Source organism: Xenorhabdus sp. Sc-CR9 (assembly GCF_963897815.1).
Taxonomy (GTDB): Bacteria; Pseudomonadota; Gammaproteobacteria; order Enterobacterales; family Enterobacteriaceae; genus Xenorhabdus.
The window spans coordinates 46,073-69,975 of the sequence record NZ_CAWQTY010000011.1 but is presented as its reverse complement, the minus strand read 5'-3'; the positions used below and the strand labels follow the sequence as shown (position 1 = coordinate 69,975).

General features: G+C 40.7%; 18 protein-coding genes. 11 read left to right on the top strand and 7 right to left on the bottom strand.

What is annotated here, in order from left to right:
- Positions 1-5: 5 nt before the first annotated feature.
- Positions 6-467: an RTX toxin-activating lysine-acyltransferase RtxC gene (rtxC, locus tag AACQ81_RS00770; protein WP_237385976.1), complete on the bottom strand. Its 462-nt coding sequence runs from the start codon at positions 465-467 to the stop codon at positions 6-8.
- A 35-nt stretch (positions 468-502) separates the two neighbouring features.
- Positions 503-880 (bottom strand): protein RtxH, encoded by a 378-nt coding sequence (rtxH, locus tag AACQ81_RS00765; protein WP_237385975.1) that lies wholly within the window; start codon positions 878-880, stop codon positions 503-505.
- A 498-nt stretch (positions 881-1,378) separates the two neighbouring features.
- Here rtxH and AACQ81_RS00760 point away from each other — a divergent pair, with 498 nt between their 5' ends.
- The 7 genes from AACQ81_RS00760 to fur all read left to right on the top strand — a co-directional run bounded on the left by AACQ81_RS00760 (position 1,379) and on the right by fur (position 9,982).
- Entirely contained in the window at positions 1,379-3,436 is a 2,058-nt protein-coding gene (locus AACQ81_RS00760) for a type I secretion system permease/ATPase (RefSeq protein WP_237385974.1), read from the top strand.
- Complete coding sequence (locus tag AACQ81_RS00755; RefSeq protein ID WP_237385973.1) at positions 3,429-4,856, top strand: HlyD family type I secretion periplasmic adaptor subunit; 1,428 nt, start codon at positions 3,429-3,431, stop codon at positions 4,854-4,856. The genes AACQ81_RS00760 and AACQ81_RS00755 overlap by 8 nt, the downstream gene beginning before the upstream one ends.
- Before the next feature lie 2 nt (positions 4,857-4,858).
- Complete coding sequence (locus AACQ81_RS00750) at positions 4,859-7,018, top strand: type I secretion system permease/ATPase (protein ID WP_237385972.1); 2,160 nt, start codon at positions 4,859-4,861, stop codon at positions 7,016-7,018.
- 107 nt (positions 7,019-7,125) lie between these two features.
- The gene (locus AACQ81_RS00745) at positions 7,126-8,148 is read left to right on the top strand and encodes a GlxA family transcriptional regulator (protein WP_237385971.1); all 1,023 of its coding nucleotides are present in this window, start codon (positions 7,126-7,128) and stop codon (positions 8,146-8,148) included.
- A gap of 208 nt (positions 8,149-8,356) precedes the next feature.
- Positions 8,357-8,647: a LexA regulated protein gene (gene ybfE, locus AACQ81_RS00740; protein WP_237385970.1), complete on the top strand. Its 291-nt coding sequence runs from the start codon at positions 8,357-8,359 to the stop codon at positions 8,645-8,647.
- Between the two features lie 175 nt (positions 8,648-8,822).
- Complete coding sequence (fldA, locus tag AACQ81_RS00735; RefSeq protein WP_237385969.1) at positions 8,823-9,356, top strand: flavodoxin FldA; 534 nt, start codon at positions 8,823-8,825, stop codon at positions 9,354-9,356.
- A gap of 176 nt (positions 9,357-9,532) precedes the next feature.
- The gene (fur, locus tag AACQ81_RS00730) at positions 9,533-9,982 is read left to right on the top strand and encodes a ferric iron uptake transcriptional regulator (protein WP_237385968.1); all 450 of its coding nucleotides are present in this window, start codon (positions 9,533-9,535) and stop codon (positions 9,980-9,982) included.
- Between the two features lie 107 nt (positions 9,983-10,089).
- Here the strand turns inward: fur and AACQ81_RS00725 are convergent, their stop codons facing one another.
- The 5 genes from AACQ81_RS00725 to AACQ81_RS00705 all read right to left on the bottom strand — a co-directional run bounded on the left by AACQ81_RS00725 (position 10,090) and on the right by AACQ81_RS00705 (position 17,797).
- Entirely contained in the window at positions 10,090-12,789 is a 2,700-nt protein-coding gene (locus tag AACQ81_RS00725) for a beta-N-acetylhexosaminidase (RefSeq protein ID WP_237385967.1), read from the bottom strand.
- Positions 12,790-12,999: 210 nt separating this feature from the next.
- Positions 13,000-14,667, bottom strand: coding sequence for a glutamine--tRNA ligase (gene glnS / locus AACQ81_RS00720; protein ID WP_237385966.1), 1,668 nt, complete (start codon positions 14,665-14,667; stop codon positions 13,000-13,002).
- A gap of 150 nt (positions 14,668-14,817) precedes the next feature.
- The gene (locus tag AACQ81_RS00715; protein ID WP_237385965.1) at positions 14,818-16,047 is read right to left on the bottom strand and encodes a DegT/DnrJ/EryC1/StrS family aminotransferase; all 1,230 of its coding nucleotides are present in this window, start codon (positions 16,045-16,047) and stop codon (positions 14,818-14,820) included.
- A gap of 78 nt (positions 16,048-16,125) precedes the next feature.
- Entirely contained in the window at positions 16,126-16,890 is a 765-nt protein-coding gene (locus AACQ81_RS00710) for a glycosyltransferase (protein ID WP_237385964.1), read from the bottom strand.
- 49 nt (positions 16,891-16,939) lie between these two features.
- Complete coding sequence (locus AACQ81_RS00705; protein ID WP_237385963.1) at positions 16,940-17,797, bottom strand: phytanoyl-CoA dioxygenase family protein; 858 nt, start codon at positions 17,795-17,797, stop codon at positions 16,940-16,942.
- 569 nt (positions 17,798-18,366) lie between these two features.
- Here AACQ81_RS00705 and AACQ81_RS00700 point away from each other — a divergent pair.
- From AACQ81_RS00700 to nagA, 4 genes are all read left to right on the top strand, one after another.
- On the top strand, positions 18,367-19,668 hold the full coding sequence (locus tag AACQ81_RS00700) for a glycosyltransferase (RefSeq protein WP_237385962.1): 1,302 nt from the start codon (positions 18,367-18,369) through the stop codon (positions 19,666-19,668).
- Positions 19,669-20,007: 339 nt separating this feature from the next.
- Entirely contained in the window at positions 20,008-21,522 is a 1,515-nt protein-coding gene (gene nagE, locus AACQ81_RS00695) for an N-acetylglucosamine-specific PTS transporter subunit IIBC (protein ID WP_237385961.1), read from the top strand.
- A 377-nt stretch (positions 21,523-21,899) separates the two neighbouring features.
- Positions 21,900-22,733, top strand: coding sequence for a glucosamine-6-phosphate deaminase (gene nagB / locus AACQ81_RS00690; protein WP_237385960.1), 834 nt, complete (start codon positions 21,900-21,902; stop codon positions 22,731-22,733).
- Between the two features lies 1 nt (position 22,734).
- The gene (gene nagA, locus AACQ81_RS00685; RefSeq protein ID WP_237385958.1) at positions 22,735-23,892 is read left to right on the top strand and encodes an N-acetylglucosamine-6-phosphate deacetylase; all 1,158 of its coding nucleotides are present in this window, start codon (positions 22,735-22,737) and stop codon (positions 23,890-23,892) included.
- The last annotated feature ends 11 nt before the right edge of the window (positions 23,893-23,903 follow it).

The window sequence follows — 23,903 nt, the reverse complement described above, 5'->3', positions numbered from 1 at the left end:
AAAAATTAAACTGAGAACCACTGTACTTTGCGGATACAGCGGTCATTTTGAATATCCAGAATTCCCCTGACTGTGCAGGCTTTTTGTCCTTTCCATGCAGCAAAAACACGCCGACGAAGATCGCAGGCAATGCCACGCGCATGTCCGAAAGGGGCAATCATTTCTGGAAAAAAGATATGTTGGCCGGAACGCCAGTCTTCTAGTGATATTTCTCGCTCTCCGGCAAGAATTACGTCCCGACTACGGTCAGATAAAAAAGCCCAATTACAAAAAGCAACTGGGCGTTGATGTTCATCTTCGTAATAGCAAAACTGATTAAACTGTAACGAGGGTAAGATACGTTGTTGCCACTCGGCTACTAAATAGCGTCGATGCAGAGGGGAGTGTTGACAAAGCAACATCACCCCGCCAATTATTGCCTGCATTTCAGTTGTACTCAGTGTTGCTGATTGATGTGTGATCATCATAAGTTAGCAACTACCTGATAAGCGTTCTACTGATATTATTTTGATGTTTCAGAATTGCGGGTTACGCGTTTTTTAGGCTCAATGGTTTCTGCAACAGCAGGTTCTACCGCGACAGGCACCTCTCCTTCATTTATCTCAGAATTTAGTTCAGGCACAGGTAAAAAACCAGCGGCGATCAGCTTATTGATTTCAGCTTCCATTCTCGGATCTTCAAGCATATTTTTCACCATGGAAACCATATACATAAAACCGGACGCAGGCATGTGAATAACTTGTTTCAGTTGTAATTCCTGATCGCTTTCTGCCAGTGTACCATTGGCCATTCTATTAGGTTCTTGCCCAACAAAATAAAGAGAGAAAACCCCTTTATTGTAATTAACACTTGAAATAGTTTGTACGAATTTCTCAGACATATTATTATCCAATTAAATAAACATTAATATAATGTTAAAATTTAATATAATGTTAAAATTGCATTAAATTAAATTGATTAAATCATAAATGAACCCCATATTTATTATGGTTTCATTTATGATTTAACTTTATTGTTACAACTTCCTAAGCAGAATAAGCTAAATCAAAAAGCAAAATGGTAAGTAAAATATGCGCTGATAAATAAAATGATTTGCAGACTACTTTGACCGAAAATATATCCATTCACCTGATAAAATCAAGACATAAAGTGCAAAATGTCTGTTTAACCACTGCATTTTGTCCTAATAACCAACACCCATAGACTCCTTGATAGCAGATAATGTACTTTGCAGGATTTATTTAACTTATTTTATAAAAAAATGCCATAATATTTTCAGGTTATCTCCTTAACCGGAGATTCGATTGTTATTAAAAATAGATTTCCTTTAATGAATAAAACAGAAAGAAAAACAATATCATTAATTAAATTAATAATAATGATATCTAATAGAAACCATACTGACACACACAATAAAATCTTAAGTGATAATGATGATTATATTTCTGCCTTAAACAAAATACAAAAAGAATATCATATTAAAATTAAAAATAAATATTCTATAAATAAGAAGTTAGAAGCTATTTCACTACCTGCTATTTTATTCGGCAGTGATGGTCAGCCTTTCATTCTGGCAAAATATGATGAACAACGGGTATTGATTCAAAAACCTTACCAGGAAAAACCAGAGCTATTAGATAAAGCAGAATTTATCAATTTGTGGAGTGGCAGATGGATGAAAATAAAACAAAAAAGTAGCCAATTTAATATTCGTTGGTTTATTCCTGAATTTGTCAGACAAAAGAAAAACCTCACAGAGATACTCCTGTTTTCTTTCGTTCTCCAGATTCTGGCACTTATTTCTCCTCTGGTGGTGCAAGTGGTCATGGACAAGGTTCTCGTCCATCAGGCATTTTCTACACTGGATGTACTGATCTTTGGGCTGGTGGCTGCCGGGTTGATTGAAGTGATCCTTCAGGGGCTGCGCGAATACCAGTATGCCCACACCGCCAACCGGATTGATATAAAACTGGGACTGAAACTGGTTCAGCACCTGTTCGGCCTGCCATTACTGTTTTTCAAAACCCGTCAAGTAGGAGCAATTGTTACGCGGGTACGGGAACTGGAAACCGTTCGGGAGTTTTTAACCGGCTCCATGTTCACACTGTGTATCGATGTTTTGTTCATGTTTGTCTTTATCTATGTCATGAGCCTGCTGTCCGGTATGCTGACCCTGCTTTTCCTGCTGACCATACCTGCTTATGCTCTGCTTGCGTGGTGGGTTACCCCAAAAATCGAAAAGGCGGTGGAAAAACAGTTCACTCATTCAGCAATTAATACCTCTTTCCTGACCGAAACCGTCGCGGGTGCCGAGACGTTGAAAAGCCTTGCCGCTGAACCTCGCTTTATTCGTCGCTGGGATAGCCAGACTGAAAAGATGGTCAGCACCAGCTATGATGTACAGCAATGGGATAATCGCTCCGGTCATATTGTGATGATGTTACAAAAAGTCACCAGCGCCGTGATTATCTGGCTTGGCGCTTCAGAAGTTCTTTCCCTGCATATGACCATCGGTCAGCTGATTGCTTTCAATATGATGGTAAGCCATACCCAACAACCATTGTCCAAACTGGTGCAGCTCTGGGGGCAATTTATCCGTTCTCGCATCGCTATTGATAAGCTGGGGGATATGCTGAACCTGCCGACAGAACATCAGGCAGGAAATGAACAAGTTAAATTACAGGGAGCCATTTCACTCTCTGATATTGTCTTCCGCTATCAACCCGATTTACCCCCCACTATTCACCATTTCACGCTGAATATCCGGGCGGGTGAAACCGTGGGTATCGTGGGAACCTCCGGCTCGGGTAAAAGTACTCTTGCACGTTTGCTGCTGCGGCTTTATGCCCCGGAAAGTGGGAGCGTCATGTTGGATGGCATTCCTTTACAGAATCTCAATATTGAATCTATCCGGCAGCAGATCGGTATCGTGCTGCAAGAAAACTTTCTGTTCAATAAAACAGTCTATGAGAATTTATCACAATCATGTCCTGATGCCCCGTTGTCCGCAGTGATTGAGGCTGCAAAGCTCGCGGGTGCACACGATTTTATTCTCAAGCTGCCAATGGGCTATGACACGGTGATTGCTGAAGGTGGTCAGTCCTTATCAGGCGGTCAGCGGCAACGTCTGGCCATTGCCAGGACGCTGCTCTCAGATCCAAAAATCCTGATCCTTGATGAAGCCACCAGCGCGCTGGATGACGAATCACAGGCCGTTATTCAATCCAATATGGCAGATATTTCCCAGGGCCGGACAGTTATCACCATTGCACACCGACTCTCCACGGTACGTCAATGTGACCGGATTATTGTATTGCACCAAGGCCAAATCACTGAACAAGGCAGCCATGAACAACTTCTGCAACAGGGCAAGCACTACCGGAAACTTTGGCAATTACAACAAGAATTAAAGCAAGAGGAGCCTTCCCATGCTTAAAGCGATTTTTACGCTTAAGGCGGTTTTCACACTTAAGGCTATTTCCACACTTAAGGCCATTTCCATGTCTAAGGTTATGTTACGCAAAGGAATGGAAAGGTTACGTGCGCCTTCCCCCGATTATGATTTTTTGCCGACGCATTTGGCGTTATCACAACGTCCGCCTTCCCCGTTCGCCCGTTATACAGCGATAACCCTGAGTATTGGAGTTATGGGCGCCCTGCTCTGGGCCTGTCTGGGGAAATTAGACGTACAGGCCACCGCAACCGGACAACTGATTGCCTCTGGCCGTTCCCAAATCATTCAGGCTTATGAACAGAGTCGCATTATTGCCATTCATGTGGGAAATGGGCAGCACATTGAGAAAGGTGCGCCGTTGATTACACTCCACACACTGGGGGTTAATCAGGATATTGCCCGTCTGATCGAACAACGTGATTATCTGACAGAAGAAGAGATTCGCTATCAGGCCCTGCTCGGAAAACATGATCCCAAATCCCTGCCACTTTTCCAGCAACAACCTGAGGGCAGACAGGCAAAGATCCTAAAGCATTATCAACACGAAAAACAGGAATTCGATTCAAGCATCACCAATATCTACGCAGAAATGGAGATCAATGTCACTTCTCAGAAAGCGCGGGATAGCGATATTCGGTCATTGAACAATCTGCGCGAAAACATCAGCCAGCGTTTACAGGCGCGAAAAACCTTGAGCCAAAAGCAGGTCATCAGCAAGGTGGAATATCTGGAACAAGAGAAGGAATTTCTGGAAACAGAAAGGCTGATCGCCCAGCAAAAATCGGATCTGAGTGTTCTAATCACTCAATACAAAAGTCTGGAAGAACGTTTAAAAAGAGTAAAAGTACAAAAAGAGCGGGAATGGTTTGAAAAACGAAAACAGGCCGAAATGCAATTGGCTGTACTGAAACAGGAAATGTCCAAAGTACAGGAGCGGGAAGAACTGGAGATTGTACGTTCTCCTGTAACCGGCACAGTCCAGCAATTGAGTGTCCATACTCTCGGTGCAGTTCTACAGCCTGCCCAGAATTTGATGGTGATTGTGCCGGATGATCATGTCCAGCTTGCTGAAGTCCAGATCCTGAACAAAGATGTTGGTTTTGTCCGCCCCGGGCAACCTGTTACGGTCAAAGTCGATGCTTTCCCTTATACCCGCTATGGCACAATTGAAGGGGAGTTATTGAGCATTTCACGGGATTCCACCACGCATGAGCAATTGGGACTGGTTTTCCCTGCCCAAATCAGCCTCAGGCAGAACAATATTATGGTGGATGGAAAACCAGTCGAAATCACGGCAGGTATGTCCATCATTGCGGAAATCAAAACGGATCAGCGGCGAGTTATTGATTATCTGCTCAGCCCGATTCAGGAATATCAATCTGAAGCATTGAGGGAGAAATAATCATGACTGACAATTTTTCCTTTACCAGTGGCGCGGATTCCACTCTGCAAAATCATGCTTTGGAGTGCATTGCCTATTTGGGGAAACAATTTCACAAAGTGGCTTCTGTCGAACAAATACACCATGTGTTGGGGCTGGATTCCCTGATGCTGACAGATCCGCAACTACGTGAAGCCGCTGATTCGCTCGGACTACACAGCAAATTTGATCGCCTGACTCCCGCAACTGCTGCCACAATACCTTTACCTGCATTAATTGAGTTGGAACAGCGCTGGTGGATATTATCAGAAATCCATTCTGACGGATTTACTGTGTTTGATCCCACTACCGGAAAACAAGAAATACATCACTTACCCAAAAAGCATAAAGCGCTAAGTGAACCCAAAGAACTGAGCGAATATAAAATACTGCTGGTGGCAGATAAGTCCCTGACCAAGCAACAGGTCAAATTCGGCATGAGCTGGTTTTATCCTTCCATTTTCAGGCAAAAAAACCAATTGCGGGATATTTTCCTGTTTGCCATTGTGTTGCAGCTTTTCGCACTGGCATCACCTTTGCTGTTTGAAAACGTTATTGATAAGGTACTGGTCGGGCGGAGTATCTCTAGTCTGCATGTCCTCGGCATGGCGATGTTGTCACTGGCATTGGCTGAACCCTTATACAGCTTCCTTCGCAACACCGTGTTTGGGCATATGGCCAGCCAAGTCAATTCGGAGCTTTCCGGCAGGCTTTACCGCCATTTAGTGGGATTACCTCTGCCCTATTTCAAGCAACGTCAGACAGGGCAAATTATCTCCCGCGTCCGGGAAATGACACAGATCCGTCAGTTCTTGACTGGCTCTACGCTTATGCTGCTGCTTGATCTGATTTTCATCATTCTGTTTCTGGGAGTCATGTTTCATTACTCCTCCCTGCTGACATGGATCGTGATAAGTTCTCTGGCGCTCTATTTCCTGCTCTGGATCACCATCGGGCCAATCATTCGGCGAAAGGTAGAAAAAGAGTATGAATCTGATGCCAATGCCGTTAGTTTCCTGACCGAAGCCATTACAGGCATCGAAACCATCAAAACTACCGCAACGGAAAAACGCTTTTTGTACCAATGGAAAAAAGTGTTGAGTCAACAGTTGATCCAACGTTTTTCCGCCCAGAAAAGCGGACTGGTAGCAGGACAAGGAATCAGTCTGATCCAGAAAGTTGCTGCGGCACTGCTTTTGTGGTGGGGTGTAAGAGGTGTGCTTGATGGTGATTTGTCTCCGGGTGAATTGATTGCTTTCAATATGCTGGCGGGGCACGTTACCCAGCCGATCCTGCGGTTAGCTCAGGTCTGGCAAGATTTTCAGCATACGCTGATCTCCCTGCGACGGGTCGGCGATATTCTTGATGAACCTATGGAACACAGTAAGCAAGGGCTGGCATCGGCACCCGAACTGGCAGGCCAGATTGAATTCAGAAATATTCGCTTCCGCTATCATACTGATACACCTGAAGTTCTGGCGAACCTGTCACTGGCAATTGAGGCCGGAGGATTTATCGGCATTACAGGGCCGTCAGGTTCAGGCAAAAGTACTCTGACCCGATTATTACAGCGCCTATATGTGCCACAACATGGTCAGGTTTTGGTGGATGGAATGGATTTGGCGATTGCTGATCCTGTATCGCTGCGACGCAACATGAGTGTTGTCTTACAGGAAAGCATTCTATTTTCCGGCAGCATCGCGGACAATATTCGCTTATGCAAACCCAATGCCAGTGATGAAGAAGTCTATCATGCAGCTGCCTTAGCAGGGGCGACTGATTTCATCAGTACATTTCCCCATAAGTTCGCCCACCCTGTTGGTGAAAAAGGGAATAACCTTTCTGGCGGGCAACGCCAACGTATCGCACTGGCAAGGGCATTGCTGAGTAACCCAAAGATCCTGATCCTTGATGAAGCCACTTCTGCACTGGATTATGAATCTGAAGCCGCCATCATGAGCAATATGGATGAAATATGCCGAAACCGAACAGTGATCAGTATTGCCCATCGGCTGAATACCATTCGCCATGCCAATAAAATTTTCGTTTTGGATCAGGGAAAAATTGTTGAATCAGATTCACACGATGCCCTTGTGCAGCAAGACGGTTTATACGCTCAACTTTGGCATCAGCAGACTAAGTGATTATCAAGACGGAAAATTCATTGGAGACATAAGGCTTATTTCCCCTTAGAATTAATTTCATTATGAAATTAATATAACAAAATGTTCTTAAGGAAGAGAATATCAATATGAAACAAGTCACTATCACTGCATTGGTTTTTTCTCACACATCTGTTACATCGGTTGCCATGCCGATTGAAATACTGACCATTGCCGCCAACACCATTGGCGGCGCTATTCCCCATGTCAACATTATTTCCCCTGCAAGCCCACAAATAAATGACACCAATGGTCTATTTATGGTGGCTGATTATACTTCCTTCCGTAATGATACCGACAGTTCTCCCCACCGTATTCTTTACCCCCCCCTTCCCAATTCTCTCCACTTAAAGGATCTGAAACCCGATATCATTCTGATCGGTTCATTGGGTTTTCCTGAATGGGAACCACGGCATTGTTCAAAGGAAATCATGGAATGGCTCAGGACTATGGATGAAAAACACATTCCCATCGTTTCAATATGTTCAGGCACTTTCATGCTGGCAAAAGCAGGATTATTGCAGGCAAGTGCAACCATTCACCCTCATTTTGCCTCTGAATTCAAAACGTTATTTCCTCATATTCCGCTTTATAGTGATAAAAAGGTCATTCGTGACAATCACCGTTTTTGTATCTCGAACGCTTACGGCGGTGGCAGTTGTATGTTGAATATTGTGGAGTTAATTTATGGACAATATGCCAGAGATCAATGTGCAAAATTTCTGTTAGGTGAAAATGACAGCGAATTATCGTCAGATTCCGTCAATTTTACGCCATATCGCCAACATGACGATGTATTGATCCACAAACTGCAAGACTGGATGCATGCTTTTCCTTCTGAAATTTTATCCGTCACTGATTTAGCCAATAAGATCCATCTTTGTGAGCGGCAAATGAAACGCCGCTTCAAAATCGCCACAGGAAAAACACCAATCCAGTATATCCAGCAGATCCGTTTGTCACAGGCAAAACGCTGGCTGGAAAAATCCCAAAAAACCATTGAAGAGATCAGCCATGAAGTGGGTTATGAAGATACCCGTTATTTCAGGGAATTATTTAAACGTTACAATGGGCTGACACCAAAAGAGTATCGCCAGAAATATCACCATTAAGTTTTTTTCTGCCAACTAATTTTGCACTTTGCAAATAATTATCAACACTAATAAATGATTTGATTTTCTTACCCGCATGATACAAAGAATGCTTACATCATAAATGTTGATTCTAACAATCTCCCCCATCAACCAGTAGCGACACGCGTCCAGCTAAGGTATTATTGCCCGCTATATTATTGGTACACGCCCTTTATCAATTGAATTTATGGCAAAAGAACAAACTGATCGCACCACACTGGATTTGTTCGCAGATGAACGCAGGCCAGGGCGACCTAAAACAAATCCGCTGTCCAGAGATGAGCAGCTTAGGATCAATAAACGTAATCAGTTGCGACGGGATAAAGTCAAAGGACTGCGTCGAGTAGAACTCAAGCTCAACGAAGATGCTGTCTATGCACTGAATCATCTGGCAAAGCAGCGCAATATTAGTCGCAGTGAGCTGATTGAACAGATGCTGTTAGCTCAACTGGCAGAAAAAAATCACCTTGCCGATTAACTGATTTTACTCAACAGCAATGAAACGCTATCACCACACAAATCTGACAGATTTGTCATGGATGTTTGGTCAAAATAACGCTTTTCATTTTATTAAAACTAACATTTTTCCTGCTGATTTCAGCGCAATGTGCATAGGCTTAATGCACATATAAAACAAGAGGTTAACCCATTTTATGGCAATAATAGGTATATTCTTCGGCAGCGATACAGGCAACACAGAGAACATCGCCAAGATGATCCAAGAAAAATTGGGCGGTGCTGATGTTGCTGAAGTCCGCGATATTGCCAAAAGCAGCAAAGAAGACATTGAATCCTTTGATATTCTGCTGCTTGGCATCCCAACTTGGTATTATGGTGAAGCTCAATGTGATTGGGATGATTTTTTCCCGACATTGGAAGAGATCAACTTTGAAGGAAAACTTGTTGCTCTGTTCGGCTGTGGTGATCAGGAAGATTATGCAGAGTATTTCTGTGATGCTATGGGCACCATTCGCGATATTATTGAGCCTAATGGCGCCATTATCGTAGGCCACTGGCCGACCGAAGGATATCACTTTGAAGCCTCTAAAGGCATGGCCGATGACAATCACTTTATCGGTCTGGCCATTGATGAAGATCGTCAGCCAGAATTGACTGATGAACGAGTTGAAGCTTGGGTGCAGAAAATCAAGACCGAAATGAGTCTATCAGAGATTTTGGGGGCATAAGTTTCCCTTTCCCGCAGGATTATTCTTGCATAATGTGTCATGATATCAGGTCTGGCATGGTTTTCATTTTGAATATCCATGCCTATAATCAGCAACGTGAAACAGAATTATGATTCCCTCACGATACACCCAAGTATCATAATTTCACTTAACTCAAGTTACAGGACTGAATCCGCATGACCGACAACAATAAAGCATTGAAAAATGCTGGACTTAAAGTAACACTTCCACGACTAAAAATTCTGGAAGTGCTACAGGACCCAGAATGCCATCATGTCAGTGCGGAGGATCTCTACAAAAAACTGATTGATATCGGTGAAGAGATTGGCCTCGCCACTGTCTATCGCGTGTTGAACCAGTTCGATGATGCCGGCATTGTCACTCGCCACAATTTTGAAGGTGGTAAATCGGTTTTTGAACTCACTCAGCAACATCACCATGACCATCTGATTTGCCTTGATTGCGGTAAAGTCATTGAATTTAATGACGAGTTTATCGAAGAACGTCAGAAAATCATCGCTGACCGTTATAAAATTAAGCTTTCAAACCATAGCCTTTATTTATACGGTCACTGTGCTGCTGGTGATTGTCGCAAAGATAGCGCTCTGCATGATGAAAATTCATAAAAAGTAAATGTAATAGAGAAGTAATGATGTAATTTGCTTTTGGTATTTCATTTAGTTTGAATAGCAATTGCCGATTAGCTAAGCTAATCGGCAGTTCGCTTTATGCGTTAAAATTTTACTTCTTCTATCCGGCTAAAACGTTTCCCATCGGTACTGACTGAGCGAATTTTCACATTATCAGTGACATAAGGGCGCTGCCTGTCATCGTAAACCTGCCATGTTTTGCCATCATCCAATGAATATTGGATAACAACACCCGGAAATGCAATATTGGCTTCGAAGACTCCCCCAACAATTCTGCCACCCGGCACAGGCAAACGGTACGAAACATTGGCCTTATCCAATTTAGCCAGTTCATTCTGCCCTATCAGATTGGCAAAACGTACCCAGTCATGATGAAACTCAGCCATATCGACATAACGCGTTATTCTGCCTTTAAATTCTCTTCCCTGCTGATAATCCAACTCCCAACCCGCTCGATGCCATGCCCGTTCCGCCAACGGCAGTAAACGCGGATAAATCATATATTCCATCTGTTCATCCGTTCGTACTGTTTCACTCCACAATTGCCCTGACATTCCATAAGCACCCTGCCAGCGTTTATTGCTGTGGGCATTGAAGTTATTGCCGTCGCGATCTACCGATGTTTCTGCATTTTGTGGCAGGTTATTCGGAGCAAAGCTGAAAATTTTCTCCTCATCATTAAACCGAGTTGCCCAATAGTAACCACGCTCTTTCGGATTAACTTCATATGGCATATCGACATAGACATAATCAGGATTGGAAACAACGACCCGATAACCTTTATTTGCCCAGTCATTCACCGAATCATAGCCCCCCCAGTAGAGGGTATCCCAGAAGTTTACCGCAACATGTTTAGTGGCGAAGTCTTTGGCTGATTTGGCGTGCTTCAAGCCGTCCTGCCATGCCTGCATTGTGTCAATACCGTGAGTATTGACGATCTTACTGACTTCAATGGCAAAGTAGCTGGCGAGTTCATCAACATCTTTAATCACACCCTTCGCTATCATCTTCTGGCAAGCCTTGGATTTAGCCCACGGTTTGTCTTCGATTTTTTTGTTAATAATCCCTTTTCCCGGCACAATTGGACCGTCTTTATCCTGATACCCTGCGCCCAAACGAATATTTTTTGCTTCATCCCCACCAAAGTGCCATGTATTTAACGGCAATCCGGCTTCTTTATGCATGGCAACAATTTCGCTTATTACCTTATCGATAAATTTCTTGGAGGAATCCATGCACGGATTAAGGTAACTCCGGCGATCGTAAAACTGTACGGATGTGGTGTTTGAGGTATCGGTCGGATCAAGCAAACGATATTCACTGGCTTCTTGTTCTTTACCCTGTGCCATTAACCTCTTATAACGCGCTTCCATTGATACAACAGCGGCACGGGCATGAGCCGGAATATCAATTTCCGGGATCACTTCTATCTGGCGAGCTTTAGCGTAGTTCAGAATATCAATGTAATCCTGACGACTGAAATAACCACTGCCCATGTTATTGTTATTCGGCCCAGATCCCAATTGTGGCAATACGCATTTAGTCTCGCTTAAATCATGGCAGCGCTGGCTACCAACTTCTGTCAGTTCCGGTAAACCGGGAATTTCCAGACGCCAACCTTCATCATCACTCAAGTGGAAATGGAATTTGTTCAACTTGTAGTTAGCCATTTGATCGAGCAGACGCAAAACGGCTTTTTTGCTGTGAAAATTGCGCCCTACATCAAGGAACACTCCACGGTATTCAAATCTCGGCGCATCTTTTGCCCTCAATGTGGCTATTTTAGGTGTGCCGTTGGCGGGCAATAAGGAAAACAGGGATTGCAGACCATAAAAGACACCAGATTGATCAAATGCAACTATCTGTGCTCCTTTGGTTGTGATGTCCAACGAATAAGCGCCCTTTATTCGCCAGTTACCGGTGAATTTGTTTGCATTAATTTGAGTCGCAATATGATAGCCGTTATCCGCTAATGGAATATTATGGGATTTGAAACGTTCTCTGATCACCTGAATAGATTTATCACCCACCCCGCCCAATTCTAATTTCACACCCCGGGATAAATCGACATCCTGAGAATGAATGGAAAGTTCTCTCGGTGTGGGAATAATCTGTCCACGCAGTTTACCCTCGCTCGCTTTTACCACCGATTGGTTTTTCGCAAAACGATTTTCAGGTGTCATCAGAGTATTATGATCTTCCGTGATACGTTTCCACAACTCACCTTCCAGATCAGATAAATATTGACTGATGTCTTCTGTATCAGTATTCGCCAGTATCTTAGGGACGGCATCGCCGGAAGTCGCATACCAGCGAGGCATAAAATCTGTACTGTAAATTTGCCAATACTCTCCGATTATTGGCAGGACAATCTTTTCATTCGCGTTGATGCCATTGAATTTCTCTGACGGCTCCAATTTATGTAAATCCCCCGTAATATGGGTGATTTTGTATTGGTCATTATCGAGTTTCAGGATCTGGCGAATGCTGTGAAAATAGATCGCCCAATCAGCAGAATGGATCGCTTGATTACCATTAATCAAGGTGATATTAACCCGATTACAAGCAGCCGAATCCGCACCAAGTATGGCGCAATCTGTGCCATGTGATCCGGCCTGATTATCAATGATTTTAAAATTAACTTTTAACTGGCTCAGTGAATCCACTATTTGTTGTGGTGACATCCGTAGTGATGCTGAGGATGACATTTCCGCATGAGAACTTCCAATAAATCCAACTACCGTGATGAGTGCTGCCAAAGTACGTAATTTAACGGTTTTCATAAATTACCTCGTCCGAATTTATTATTCTTTTCATTGGGTAAATATTGTACAAACCTGAACAGGCAATAACCCTAAACAATATGTGACTATAAGGCAACTTTTAATCTTAACTGGACGAGTTAATTTTCATTACAATGCTTTTAAACATAAAAAAAAGCGTGGAAATAATCACGCTTTTTTAGTGTCACAGGCGAGTTAACCTGAGCTGTATTATCCCTGTGAGATTTTTGCCCAAGTATCACGCAGACCAACCGTGCGGTTAAACACCAGACGATCAGCACTTGAGAGACGGCTATCAGCACAGAAGTAACCTTCACGCTCAAACTGGTAGGTTTTTTCCGGCAATGCGCTTGCCAAACCAGGCTCCACAAAGCCCTTACGGATCACCAGCGATTCTGAATTGATAGTAGACAGGAAGTCATCTTCCGCACCCGGGTTTGGTACGCTGAACAAGCGGTCATACAGATAAAATTCCGCTGGTATACCATGTGAAGAGCTTACCCAATGAATAACTCCCTTGACTTTACGACCATCAGCCGGATCTTTATTCAGGGTCTGTTCATCATATCGGCAATAAATAGTTGTAATGTTGCCTTCTGCATCTTTTTCAACACGCTCAGCCTGAATCACATACGCATTACGCAGACGCACTTCTTTCCCCAGCACCAGACGCTTATATTGACGGTTTGCTTCTTCACGGAAATCCGCACGGTCAATATAAAGTTCGCGGCTGAATGGAACTTCACGGCTACCCATTTCCGGTTTGTTCGGATGGTTAGGCATCGTCAGGATCACCTCACCTTCCGGCATGTTCTCAATCACCAGTTTAACGGGGTCAAGAACCGCCATCGCGCGCGGTGCATTTTCATTCAGGTCATCACGGATACAAGATTCCAATGAAGCCATTTCAACATTGTTATCCTGCTTCGTTACACCAATGCGGCGGCAGAATTCACGGATAGATGCAGCAGTATAGCCACGGCGACGCAAACCAGAGATGGTTGGCATACGCGGATCATCCCAACCATCAACAATGTTTTCTGTCACCAATTGGTTCAGTTTACGCTTCGACATCACCGCATATTCCAGATTCAGGCGAGAAAACTCGTACTGGCGCGGATGGCAATCGATCGTGATGTTATCCAATACCCAGTCATACAGACGACGGTTATCTTGGAATTCCAGTGTACAAATGGAATGGGTGATCTCTTCCAGTGCATCAGAAATACAGTGCGTGAAATCGTACATCGGGTAGATACACCATTTATTGCCCGATTGATGGTGCTCTGCAAATTTAATGCGATAGATTACCGGATCGCGCATCACGATGAACGGAGATGCCATATCGATTTTGGCTCGCAGACACGCTTTACCTTCTCCGAATTCACCAGCTCGCATTTTTTCAAATAGGGCGAAATTTTCTTCCACACTACGATCACGATACGGGCTGTTTTTACCCGGTTGTTTCAAAGTCCCACGATATTCACGGATTTCGTCGGCGCTCAATTCATCGACATACGCCAGTCCTTTGTTGATTAACTCAATAGCGTATTGATACAGAGTATCGAAATAGTCAGAAGAGTAACGAATATTGCCGCTCCACTGGAAACCCAGCCACTGAACATCAGTTTTAATCGACTCAACGTACTCGATATCTTCTTTAACCGGGTTTGTATCATCAAAACGTAGGTTGCATTGTCCCTGATAGTCTTGAGCGATGCCGAAATTCAGGCAGATCGACTTAGCATGACCGATATGCAGATAACCGTTGGGTTCAGGTGGGAAACGGGTATGTACGGATGTATGTTTACCCGTTGCCAGATCTTCGTCAATAATCTGACGAATAAAGTTTGTCGGACGGGCATCTGCCTCACTCATCGTTTTTTCCTCAATGCAAAAAGCGCTTTAACATAATCCTCTATAATCCAATAAGCTGAACCGATAAACAATACTTTGTTCGTGGGAAATGGCGGAATGGTGAAAGTTAATGTGTAAAAGCGGGAAGCCAAAACCCTTCCCGCTACAAAATCAACCAACTCGGTGACTGTTCAATACAGTAATCAATTGCTCCGCACAATAAACAATATGTTCTTCACTCCAGCTAGGATGCAAATACAGGCTGATTGTTCTGGGCAATAAAGAACGTGCTGTTTCGCACACTACTTCACAGTAATTGACCGATTCCGGTGAGGTGTATTCTGTAGAATGGAAAGGGAAATTCGATGAACCAAAACCACGCAATTCCCGGAATACTTTTTCTCCATAAGCTTCCGGCCACTGGATCTTAAACGCAGGAACACCTATCTTTTTCAAGTCACTCAGAATAACTTCAGCCGTACAATCTAATTTGCTCAGATCAAAAATTATCGGGTATAACCAGTAAGCATTGCATCTGTCCTCAGAATTTAAAGGCAAACTATCAATCAAATCAATATCGGCTAATTTTTCATCGTAAATCTTGGCATATTGCTGACGATTTTTCATATTCCAATCATCAAATCGTTCCAGTTCATTAATCCCGATGATCGATTGAATTTCAGTCATGCGATAGTTATAACCAATACGGTTATGTACATGCCATGAAACCTCTTCCAAAGCGAGAAGATCGAACTTTTTCCTTACATCAAAGCCATGATCGCGATAGGCACGGCATTCCCAACCAATTTCCGTATTATTGGTGACAACCATGCCCCCTTCTCCGCCTGTCGTAAAATGTTTTGACTGACAAAAGCTAAAAGTTCCAACATCACCGATTGTACCGATTGATTGTCCTTTATATTTTCCACCCAAACATTGCGCACTATCTTCTATCACTTTGAGATTATGTTTGCGTGCGATAGCCATAATAGGATCCATATCACATACCACGCCATAAAGGTGGACAACAATGATCGCTTTAGTGCGAGAAGTAATCAGCGACTCGATTTTGTCAGGATCAATAGTGTGCTCTTCTGTCGTATCACAAAAAACAGGAATGGCTCCACATTGTAAAACTGCAAAAGAGGTGGCAATAAAAGTATAAGAAGGGACTATCACCTCATCGCCCGGGCCAATATTTAATGCACCAACTGCAATATTCACGGCAGAAGTTCCTGAGTTACAGGAAATTGCCATTTCTGCACCAATCCAACTGGCAAATTTATTTTCAAATTCCATGCCTTTCTTTCCAGTCCAATAATTAACTTGTCCAGACAAAAGTGGAGCTTGAATATCTTTAAGCGTTTTTTCTGCAAAGCAAGGCCAGTGAGGGAAATTCATAATAATGTTCCTTAAAGTTTTTATGATGGATTTTTATTCAGCACTTTATTATTTAATGCTTTTTATTTAAAAACAAAGTCAGATAATCTTTGGATCATTAATAATCCAATATATTTTTATGGAAAATACTTCAAAAATCATCACACCATAATTACGTAACGTTTTCATTAAATTCCAGTTTTCTCTTGTATCTTCCCAAACAACAGGAAGCTGATGTAAAGTTTTAGTCAGTCTTTTTGTCAGATAAATAACTTCAGCATCAAAGGCATATCCCTTTATTTTTTGTTTAGAAAATATTTCTTTTGCCAATTCGGATTTCATCATTTTGAATGGGCATTGTGAATCAGATACTTTGCATCTTAATAACAGGTTAACTATCTTTAAAAAACATTTACTTGTTATTTTTCGATAAATATTCGCTTTAGATTTATTCTTTGAAAAACGTTCTCCAATTACCAAATCAATATTAGATTTTTCAATTTTTTGGTATGCGTTAAAAAAATCATGTTCTCTTATCGGGAAATCAATATCTGTATAGAAAACATATTTCCCCTTTGCCAAATCAACACCTCGCCGAATACTATAGCCCTTGCCATAATTTCCACAATTAGAAACAACCAAAATATCTGGATACTGTTTCTTTATTTTTAAAATATCTGAATCATGAAAACTATTTTTATTTGAATCATTAACAATAATTATTTGCACTTTTAATACGTTTTGAATCTGTCTGATTCTCTGTATTGTTTTTTCAATAACTGAATAACATTCATGATATCTGGGAAGAATAATTGAAACATCAATATTATTCTCTACGTAATATATCATTTTCTCTCCATCCATTATGCCCTTTTCACCATTAAAAAAACCTCAATTATAGGAAATAAAAAACTTATCGTGCATACCCTAATAGCCGCCTACCTAGTTCTGTTAGTTTAATATAAGAGGTATTTTGTTGTTCGGCTTTCTTTCTTGGAAAAGATTTACCTGTGATAGATGTTGTCGGTAATCCTTGTTTATATGCCAAAATACGTTCTCTAATTTTCTGCTCCGACAATTCAATACGGGGAAAATAGCAAAAATATTGAGCCAATCTTGGTTTTCCAGACGTATTCGGCCTATTACCATGAGGTAATGCGCCATGAAAAATAACATAATCTCCCGCCTTCAACGGAATGGATTCTATTTTCATTCCTGTTGTATCAGGAAACCGGCTATTATAGCCTTTGGGTTGTTTTGCTAACCATTCATCAATGATTTTATGAAAGCCAGGAACACACTGAAACCCGCCAGAAGTACCATCATCATCCGTCAAACTCAGTAAACCTTGTATTTTCGTTTCTAATGGCCGCATTGATACATCAATATCCCAATGAATAAACCCTTTATATTCCCAACTATCGGTAATAGGTGGATTCATATTTACCCGGTCAATACTTACTAAAAGATCCTTTGTGCCAAATATTTTCTCATATACCGAATAAATCTCCTGATTCTGGCGATTATCCCATAAAGTTTGATGATGATAGAAAGGAATACGCCCCATTTCATCTATTCCTGATCGAGAGCGTATTGCTGTATCATAAAAATCACTGTTTTTTTCTTTATTCATTTCCAGAAAATTAAATATTGTATCTACTGTCTTATTTGCCATCTCCTTGCTAATCGCAGACTCAATAATGATATATCCATTTTCATTCCAATCTTTCAAATACTGTTCCATTTTGTCAACAAAAAACACCTGAGACATTTTACTTTACTGCCTATATAAGATTAATTTCAATGAAAAAAATTATTAAATAATAAGTAAGATTATCAATAAAATTACGTCAAATCGACTTAAATTAAATTACCTTAATCCAAATCAAATTCAACTAAAAAATTTAAGATCCAAATAAAATCCAAAACAAATAATGCACTGAACAATATAAATTAAACAATCTAAAGGATTATTAAAAATAATAATTATTATATAATGTGATGATAACATATGAAAACCATTTAAAATAAATTAATAACAAAATTAAATATACCTTTAATATAAAAAATAATTTAATTTCATCCGTTACATAAGTATATCTAAAAAACAATTCCATGGTTTCATTATGAGTAGTGTCAATGAATTGATTTAATGAAAAAGACTATTATTGCTATCAGTCTACTTTAACCTCAGAAAATAAAAGCCTATTTCATTCGGCTCTTAGCAAATTATCGCTTGATATTTATGCTTTTCAGCATATCTGCGTAACCGGGAGTTTTGCCTTTACTATTATCACTGCCCAATATCAAAATAACTATAGATATCAGATGAGTATACAAATGAAACATCAATTGTCAGATAATGAAAAAATGACTATCGCGATAGTCATTAATGAGAAATATATATCAAACCACTATGCAGATGGTTTTAAAGTAGGAGCAACATCATTCACTATAAAAATAGCTGATTTCTTCATAGATAAGCAGTTATTTGCTGGATTTATACTCTATAAAAGAGATGAGTCTCTATTAGTTCCTAAAATTAATCAGTTAGAAAAAAATGGCATAAAGTATGTTAAATTATTTTTCAATTTCTCTATGAATCCAGAAGATATCAAAGATGCCTTAGATCAATGCCTATCACTTCTCGCCCAAGGTGATATGCAAAAGAAATCAAATATTTTTTCTTATTATCAAACAGATACTCTTATTCCTTATCACCCAGAAAATATACCCTGTGGGGTAACGCATCATGGGCCTTTTGTCGAGGACTTCCAAAATAATTATTCCCAAGATGAATCTTACCTAGCATTTGAGAATAAAGAAAAGGCCGTTCATCTTTATAAACAACAAGCTTTAGGAATTAATACTTTAGTCAATCAAGACTGTTTTATTATACAACATTCAACTCTTCAGGGTAATTATTTATTGAGCAAAGGCGTTCGCCGAGAAAAAATAAAACAGATAAGTCCACCTATGTTTTCTAGCAAAAATAAAAAATTTAGTATATTACATCAAGATATCAATGAATTCATAAAAATAAAAAAAGAGGAAATTTTATTATTCACCGCGGTTGCCCGATTGGATTATTTTAAAAACATAGAGTTATTAATTAATGCCTCTCTTAGCTTATTGGAAAAGAGTATCCCGGTAAAAATATTAATTTTAGGTGATGATAAGAAATATAGTAGCAGAAGAAATGCTCTGTATTCTATGATCCCTATAGAATACAGGAAATGCTTTTTGATTTTACATAAGCTACCCCAATCAGACTTATTAGGTATATTTAATGCAATCAAAAAAAAGGCTATTTTTGTATGCTCATCCCGCTATGAAACTTTAGGTATTACTCCCTTAGAAGCTGCATTAAATGGCATCTACTCAATCGTTCCAAACCTAGATGTAGTAGAGGCTTCAACTTATTTTTCATCGAAAGATAAGTTTGAGTATGACATAGCATCACTGGTAGAAAAAATAATCTCTGTATATGTGAAAAAGTCATTTACATCCAATACACAACAACAACTTCTCAATACTTTGCTGTCACAAAGTATCTTTGAACAAAGCATGAATAAAATTTATGATGAAATTTCAATGCATTATCTCATTAAAATTCCCGACCACGCCAAACATCCCTTATAATCACAATCATAAATAATTACATCAAGCGAGCACAGAAATGTGCTCATATCAAATTTCACTCCGTAAAATTTACAAAAAAGATAAAATTCGAAATTAAATTTCGATATATTTTAATTAAATAAATTAAAACCCTAAAATTTAAATATATACATTTTAATTCAAGCGGATAAAAAGAAATTATCTCGTGATTTTTCTGCTTACTTCCTCATTTTTCACTAATATCGTTACAATGATCACAATTACTTATTTACCTGTGGCTTTTCATTATTTTTCAATTAAAAATAAGTCATGATGATAATGAAAAGTCTCCAATAATATTTACTACAATAGGTGAGCGCCATGGGTATATTTAGTTACTTGCAGCGATTGGGGAAAGCTCTTATGCTTCCAATCGCTTCACTTCCGGTAGCCGCGTTACTATTGCGGCTTGGTCAACCCGATGTATTCAATATTGCTTTTATTGCCAGTGCGGGTGGCGGAATTTTTGAAAATTTGCCTTTATTATTCGCATTGGGTATTTCTGTCGGTCTGGCGAAAGACAATGGTGGAGCGGCTGCACTCGCTGGTGTTGTAGGTTTTTTTATTCTAACAAAAGCAACTGCGGTTATTGATCCTAAAATCAATATGTCATTTTTCGCGGGTATTATTGCCGGTATCGTTGCCGGGCATTGTTATAACCGCTTTTCTGAAACTCAATTGCCGGAGTTTTTGGCATTTTTTGCCGGCAAACGCTTAGTTCCCATTATAACCGGTATTATTTGTCTTTTTCTTGCATGGATTTGCGGGCATATCTGGCCATATATACAACATGGCATTGATAATTTTAGTCTTTTGGTATCAAAAAGCGGGATGGCAGGATGGTTTACTTATGGTGTTCTTAACCGTGCGCTTATTCCATTTGGCCTTCATTATATCTTGCACTCCGTTTTCTGGTTCAGTTTAGGCGACTGTTTGAAAATTACTTACGATCTGGCTGGATCGATACACAATATTTGTTTGGCTCCAGATGTAGTAAGTTCACTCACTATTGGAGCAACCGTACCCGGAATAGAAGGTTCAAGCATCACACAGATAGCGAGTGAACTCGCCCGGGGTGATCTCAACCGCTTCTTTGCCGGTGACCCTAAAGCGGGTGTTTATATGGCATGGGCCTATCTAATCTTTATGGGTGGTTTACCTGGCGCAGCTTTAGCGATGTATTTAGCCGCTCCGAAAGAACGCCGTCCTCAGATTGGTGGCATGCTGTTTTCCGTCGCCTTAACATCATTCCTTACAGGGATCACTGAACCCATAGAGTTTTCATTCCTGTTCTTGGCTCCGGTTCTCTATGTTTTACATGCGGTGCTTTCAGGCATCAGTATGGTAATCACTAACTCTTTGGGCGTTTTACACGGATTCGGCTTCTCTGCCGGATTCATCGATTTTGGATTAAACTGGGGACTGGCAACAAAGCCATGGATACTCGTCCCTCTTATCGCCTTATTCTTCATTATCTATTTTGCCTCTTTTACCTTAATGATCCGGATTTTCAATCTCAATACATTAGGCAGGGAAGAAGAAAATACTGATAAAGCAACCTCTGCATCTCAAGATAAAGAAGCTATCACACATTACATCAAAGCCCTCGGCGGTGCCCAGAATATTCGTACTGTCGATGCTTGCATCACCCGGCTCCGCTTAACGGTGAAAGATAATACTCAGTTAGATGAAGCTCAATTAAAGAAATTAGGTGCTAAAGGAGTCTTAAAAATAGGTAAACAGAGTATTCAGGTCATTCTTGGCCCACAAGCTGAAAACATCGCAGAACAGGTCAAAATCCAGCTAAAATCAAGCAACGCAAACAAAATTGAATAATATTCTATCTGCTACTCCAAAAAGGAACGTAATCACGTTCCTTTCTCCTTTACTAAAATCACGTCATTAAATTGCATTTAAAAAAGTAAAATAAAAACATAAGACTTTTTTTTCAAAATAAAAAAACAGGCTTTTAAATCTCATTAAGAAACCATATCAAGTGCTTCAATAGCTAAACGGCTAGCTACCCAACTCAACTTATTTTATCATATGAAATATCTTTATCCCATTGAAATGGGACACGGCCTGACACAGAACAGGTATGATGTGCGTTTTTACCCTACAGCTATCGCACATGACATCGATATCTCGAATATCGCGTATATCGTGCATAGCCCTCATAATTAAATTAATGAATAAATTTTTAAGAGGTAATCATGAGGCTTATTCCCCTAACTACGGCAAGTGATGTTGGTCGATGGTCTGCTCACTATATCGCATCTAAAATCAATGAATTTAATCCAACGGCAGAGCGCCCTTTCGTACTGGGGCTACCCACGGGCAGTACACCACTGGCTACCTATAGGGAATTGATTTCTCTGTACCAGACTGGAAAAGTGAGCTTCAAGAACGTTGTGACTTTTAATATGGATGAATACATCGGCCTGCCGGAAGATCACCCTCAAAGCTACCACTCATTTATGCACCAAAATTTCTTTAGTCATATTGATATTCCAAAAGAAAATATCAATTTGTTAAACGGAAATACGACAGATATTGATGTTGAATGCCAGCGTTATGAAAATAAGATCAAAGCATATGGCAAAATCCATTTATTCATGGGCGGTGTAGGTAATGATGGGCATATTGCCTTTAATGAACCTGCATCTTCTCTTTCTTCGCGCACACGCATCAAAACCCTGACTATTGAAACTCGAACAGCAAATTCCCGTTTCTTTAATAATGACGTAAAACAAGTTCCCAAATATGCTTTGACCGTTGGCGTAGGAACCCTGATGGATGCCGAAGAAATTATGATTCTGGCAACCGGAATGAATAAAGCACAAGCTCTGCAAGCCGCAATAGAAGGGCATATCAACCATATGTGGACTATCAGTTGTCTCCAAATGCATCCCAAATCACTTATTGTCTGTGATGAACCAGCAACAATGGAATTGAAGGTGAAAACAGTTAAGTATTTCAGGCAGTTAGAATCTGACACTATCAATGAATTCGCCAGCCAGAACTTATTTCAGGAGTTAATAAACTAATATGTACGCCTTAACCAACGGTATTATCTATACCGGATATGACAGGCTTGATAATCATGCGGTTATCATTGCGGATGGTTTGATTAAGCAGGTTTGTCCGGTCGATGAGTTGCCAAAAAAGATTGAGAAGCGCAATTTACATGACGCGAACCTCGCTCCTGGATTTATTGATCTGCAAGTCAACGGTTGTGGTGGTGTCCAGTTTAATGAACGGTTGGAAGATATTTCAGAAGACACTCTGCATATCATGCAGAAAACTAACCAGCGCTACGGGTGTACCAGTTTCCTGCCTACCCTGATTACCGGTCCCGATGAATTAATGATAAAAGCCATCGATGTGATGCGCTCCTATTTGAAAAACAACCCCAATCAGGCCTTAGGGCTACATCTGGAAGGGCCTTATATTAACCCCGTTAAAAAAGGGACTCACAATCCGGCATATATCCGTAAACCTACACCAGAAATGATGAATTACCTGTGTCTTAATGCGGATGTTATTACTAAGATCACTCTTGCCCCTGAAATGGTGGAAGACAAGTATATTCAGCAATTAGTCGAAGCAGGCATTGTTGTTTCTGCGGGTCATTCCAATGCCACTTATGAAGAAGCACGCCATGGTTTCCAAAACGGCATTACTTTTTCTACCCACTTGTATAATGCAATGCCTGCAATTTCAGGCCGTCAGCCCGGTCTAATCAGTGCCATTTATGACTCATCAGAAATCTATGCCGGCATTATCTGTGATGGAATGCATGTATCATGGCCAAATATCCGTAATTCCAAGAAATTGAAAAATGAAAAACTGATTTTGGTAACGGATGCTATCGTCCCTGCCGGACTCGCTTCTGACGCAATGGAGCAATTTACCTTTGCCAACAAAACAATATATTATCGAAATGGTTTATGTGTCGACGAAAATGGAACGCTAAGTGGCTCATCAATCACAATGATTGGTAGCATCAAAAATAGTGTTGAACACGTTGGTATTGCTTTAGATGAAACGTTGCGGATGGCGACGCTGTACCCTGCCCGAGCTATCGGTGTTGATAAACATTTTGGCACGATTGAATCTGGCAAGGTAGCGAATCTGACCGTATTTACTCACGATTTCAAAATCTGCAAGACCATTGTTAACGGAAATGAAGTCAAACTATCGTGAGTATAAAAACT

What these genes read in the sequence shown, in the direction of transcription:
- rtxC (WP_237385976.1), bottom strand. Translation starts at nt 467, where the DNA reads ATGATGATCACACATCAATCAGCAACACTGAGTACAACTGAAATGCAG.
- rtxH (WP_237385975.1), bottom strand. Translation starts at nt 880, where the DNA reads ATGTCTGAGAAATTCGTACAAACTATTTCAAGTGTTAATTACAATAAA.
- AACQ81_RS00760 (WP_237385974.1), top strand. Translation starts at nt 1,379, where the DNA reads ATGATATCTAATAGAAACCATACTGACACACACAATAAAATCTTAAGT.
- AACQ81_RS00755 (WP_237385973.1), top strand. Translation starts at nt 3,429, where the DNA reads ATGCTTAAAGCGATTTTTACGCTTAAGGCGGTTTTCACACTTAAGGCT.
- AACQ81_RS00750 (WP_237385972.1), top strand. Translation starts at nt 4,859, where the DNA reads ATGACTGACAATTTTTCCTTTACCAGTGGCGCGGATTCCACTCTGCAA.
- AACQ81_RS00745 (WP_237385971.1), top strand. Translation starts at nt 7,126, where the DNA reads ATGAAACAAGTCACTATCACTGCATTGGTTTTTTCTCACACATCTGTT.
- ybfE (WP_237385970.1), top strand. Translation starts at nt 8,357, where the DNA reads ATGGCAAAAGAACAAACTGATCGCACCACACTGGATTTGTTCGCAGAT.
- fldA (WP_237385969.1), top strand. Translation starts at nt 8,823, where the DNA reads ATGGCAATAATAGGTATATTCTTCGGCAGCGATACAGGCAACACAGAG.
- fur (WP_237385968.1), top strand. Translation starts at nt 9,533, where the DNA reads ATGACCGACAACAATAAAGCATTGAAAAATGCTGGACTTAAAGTAACA.
- AACQ81_RS00725 (WP_237385967.1), bottom strand. Translation starts at nt 12,789, where the DNA reads ATGAAAACCGTTAAATTACGTACTTTGGCAGCACTCATCACGGTAGTT.
- glnS (WP_237385966.1), bottom strand. Translation starts at nt 14,667, where the DNA reads ATGAGTGAGGCAGATGCCCGTCCGACAAACTTTATTCGTCAGATTATT.
- AACQ81_RS00715 (WP_237385965.1), bottom strand. Translation starts at nt 16,047, where the DNA reads ATGAATTTCCCTCACTGGCCTTGCTTTGCAGAAAAAACGCTTAAAGAT.
- AACQ81_RS00710 (WP_237385964.1), bottom strand. Translation starts at nt 16,890, where the DNA reads ATGGATGGAGAGAAAATGATATATTACGTAGAGAATAATATTGATGTT.
- AACQ81_RS00705 (WP_237385963.1), bottom strand. Translation starts at nt 17,797, where the DNA reads ATGTCTCAGGTGTTTTTTGTTGACAAAATGGAACAGTATTTGAAAGAT.
- AACQ81_RS00700 (WP_237385962.1), top strand. Translation starts at nt 18,367, where the DNA reads ATGAAACATCAATTGTCAGATAATGAAAAAATGACTATCGCGATAGTC.
- nagE (WP_237385961.1), top strand. Translation starts at nt 20,008, where the DNA reads ATGGGTATATTTAGTTACTTGCAGCGATTGGGGAAAGCTCTTATGCTT.
- nagB (WP_237385960.1), top strand. Translation starts at nt 21,900, where the DNA reads ATGAGGCTTATTCCCCTAACTACGGCAAGTGATGTTGGTCGATGGTCT.
- nagA (WP_237385958.1), top strand. Translation starts at nt 22,735, where the DNA reads ATGTACGCCTTAACCAACGGTATTATCTATACCGGATATGACAGGCTT.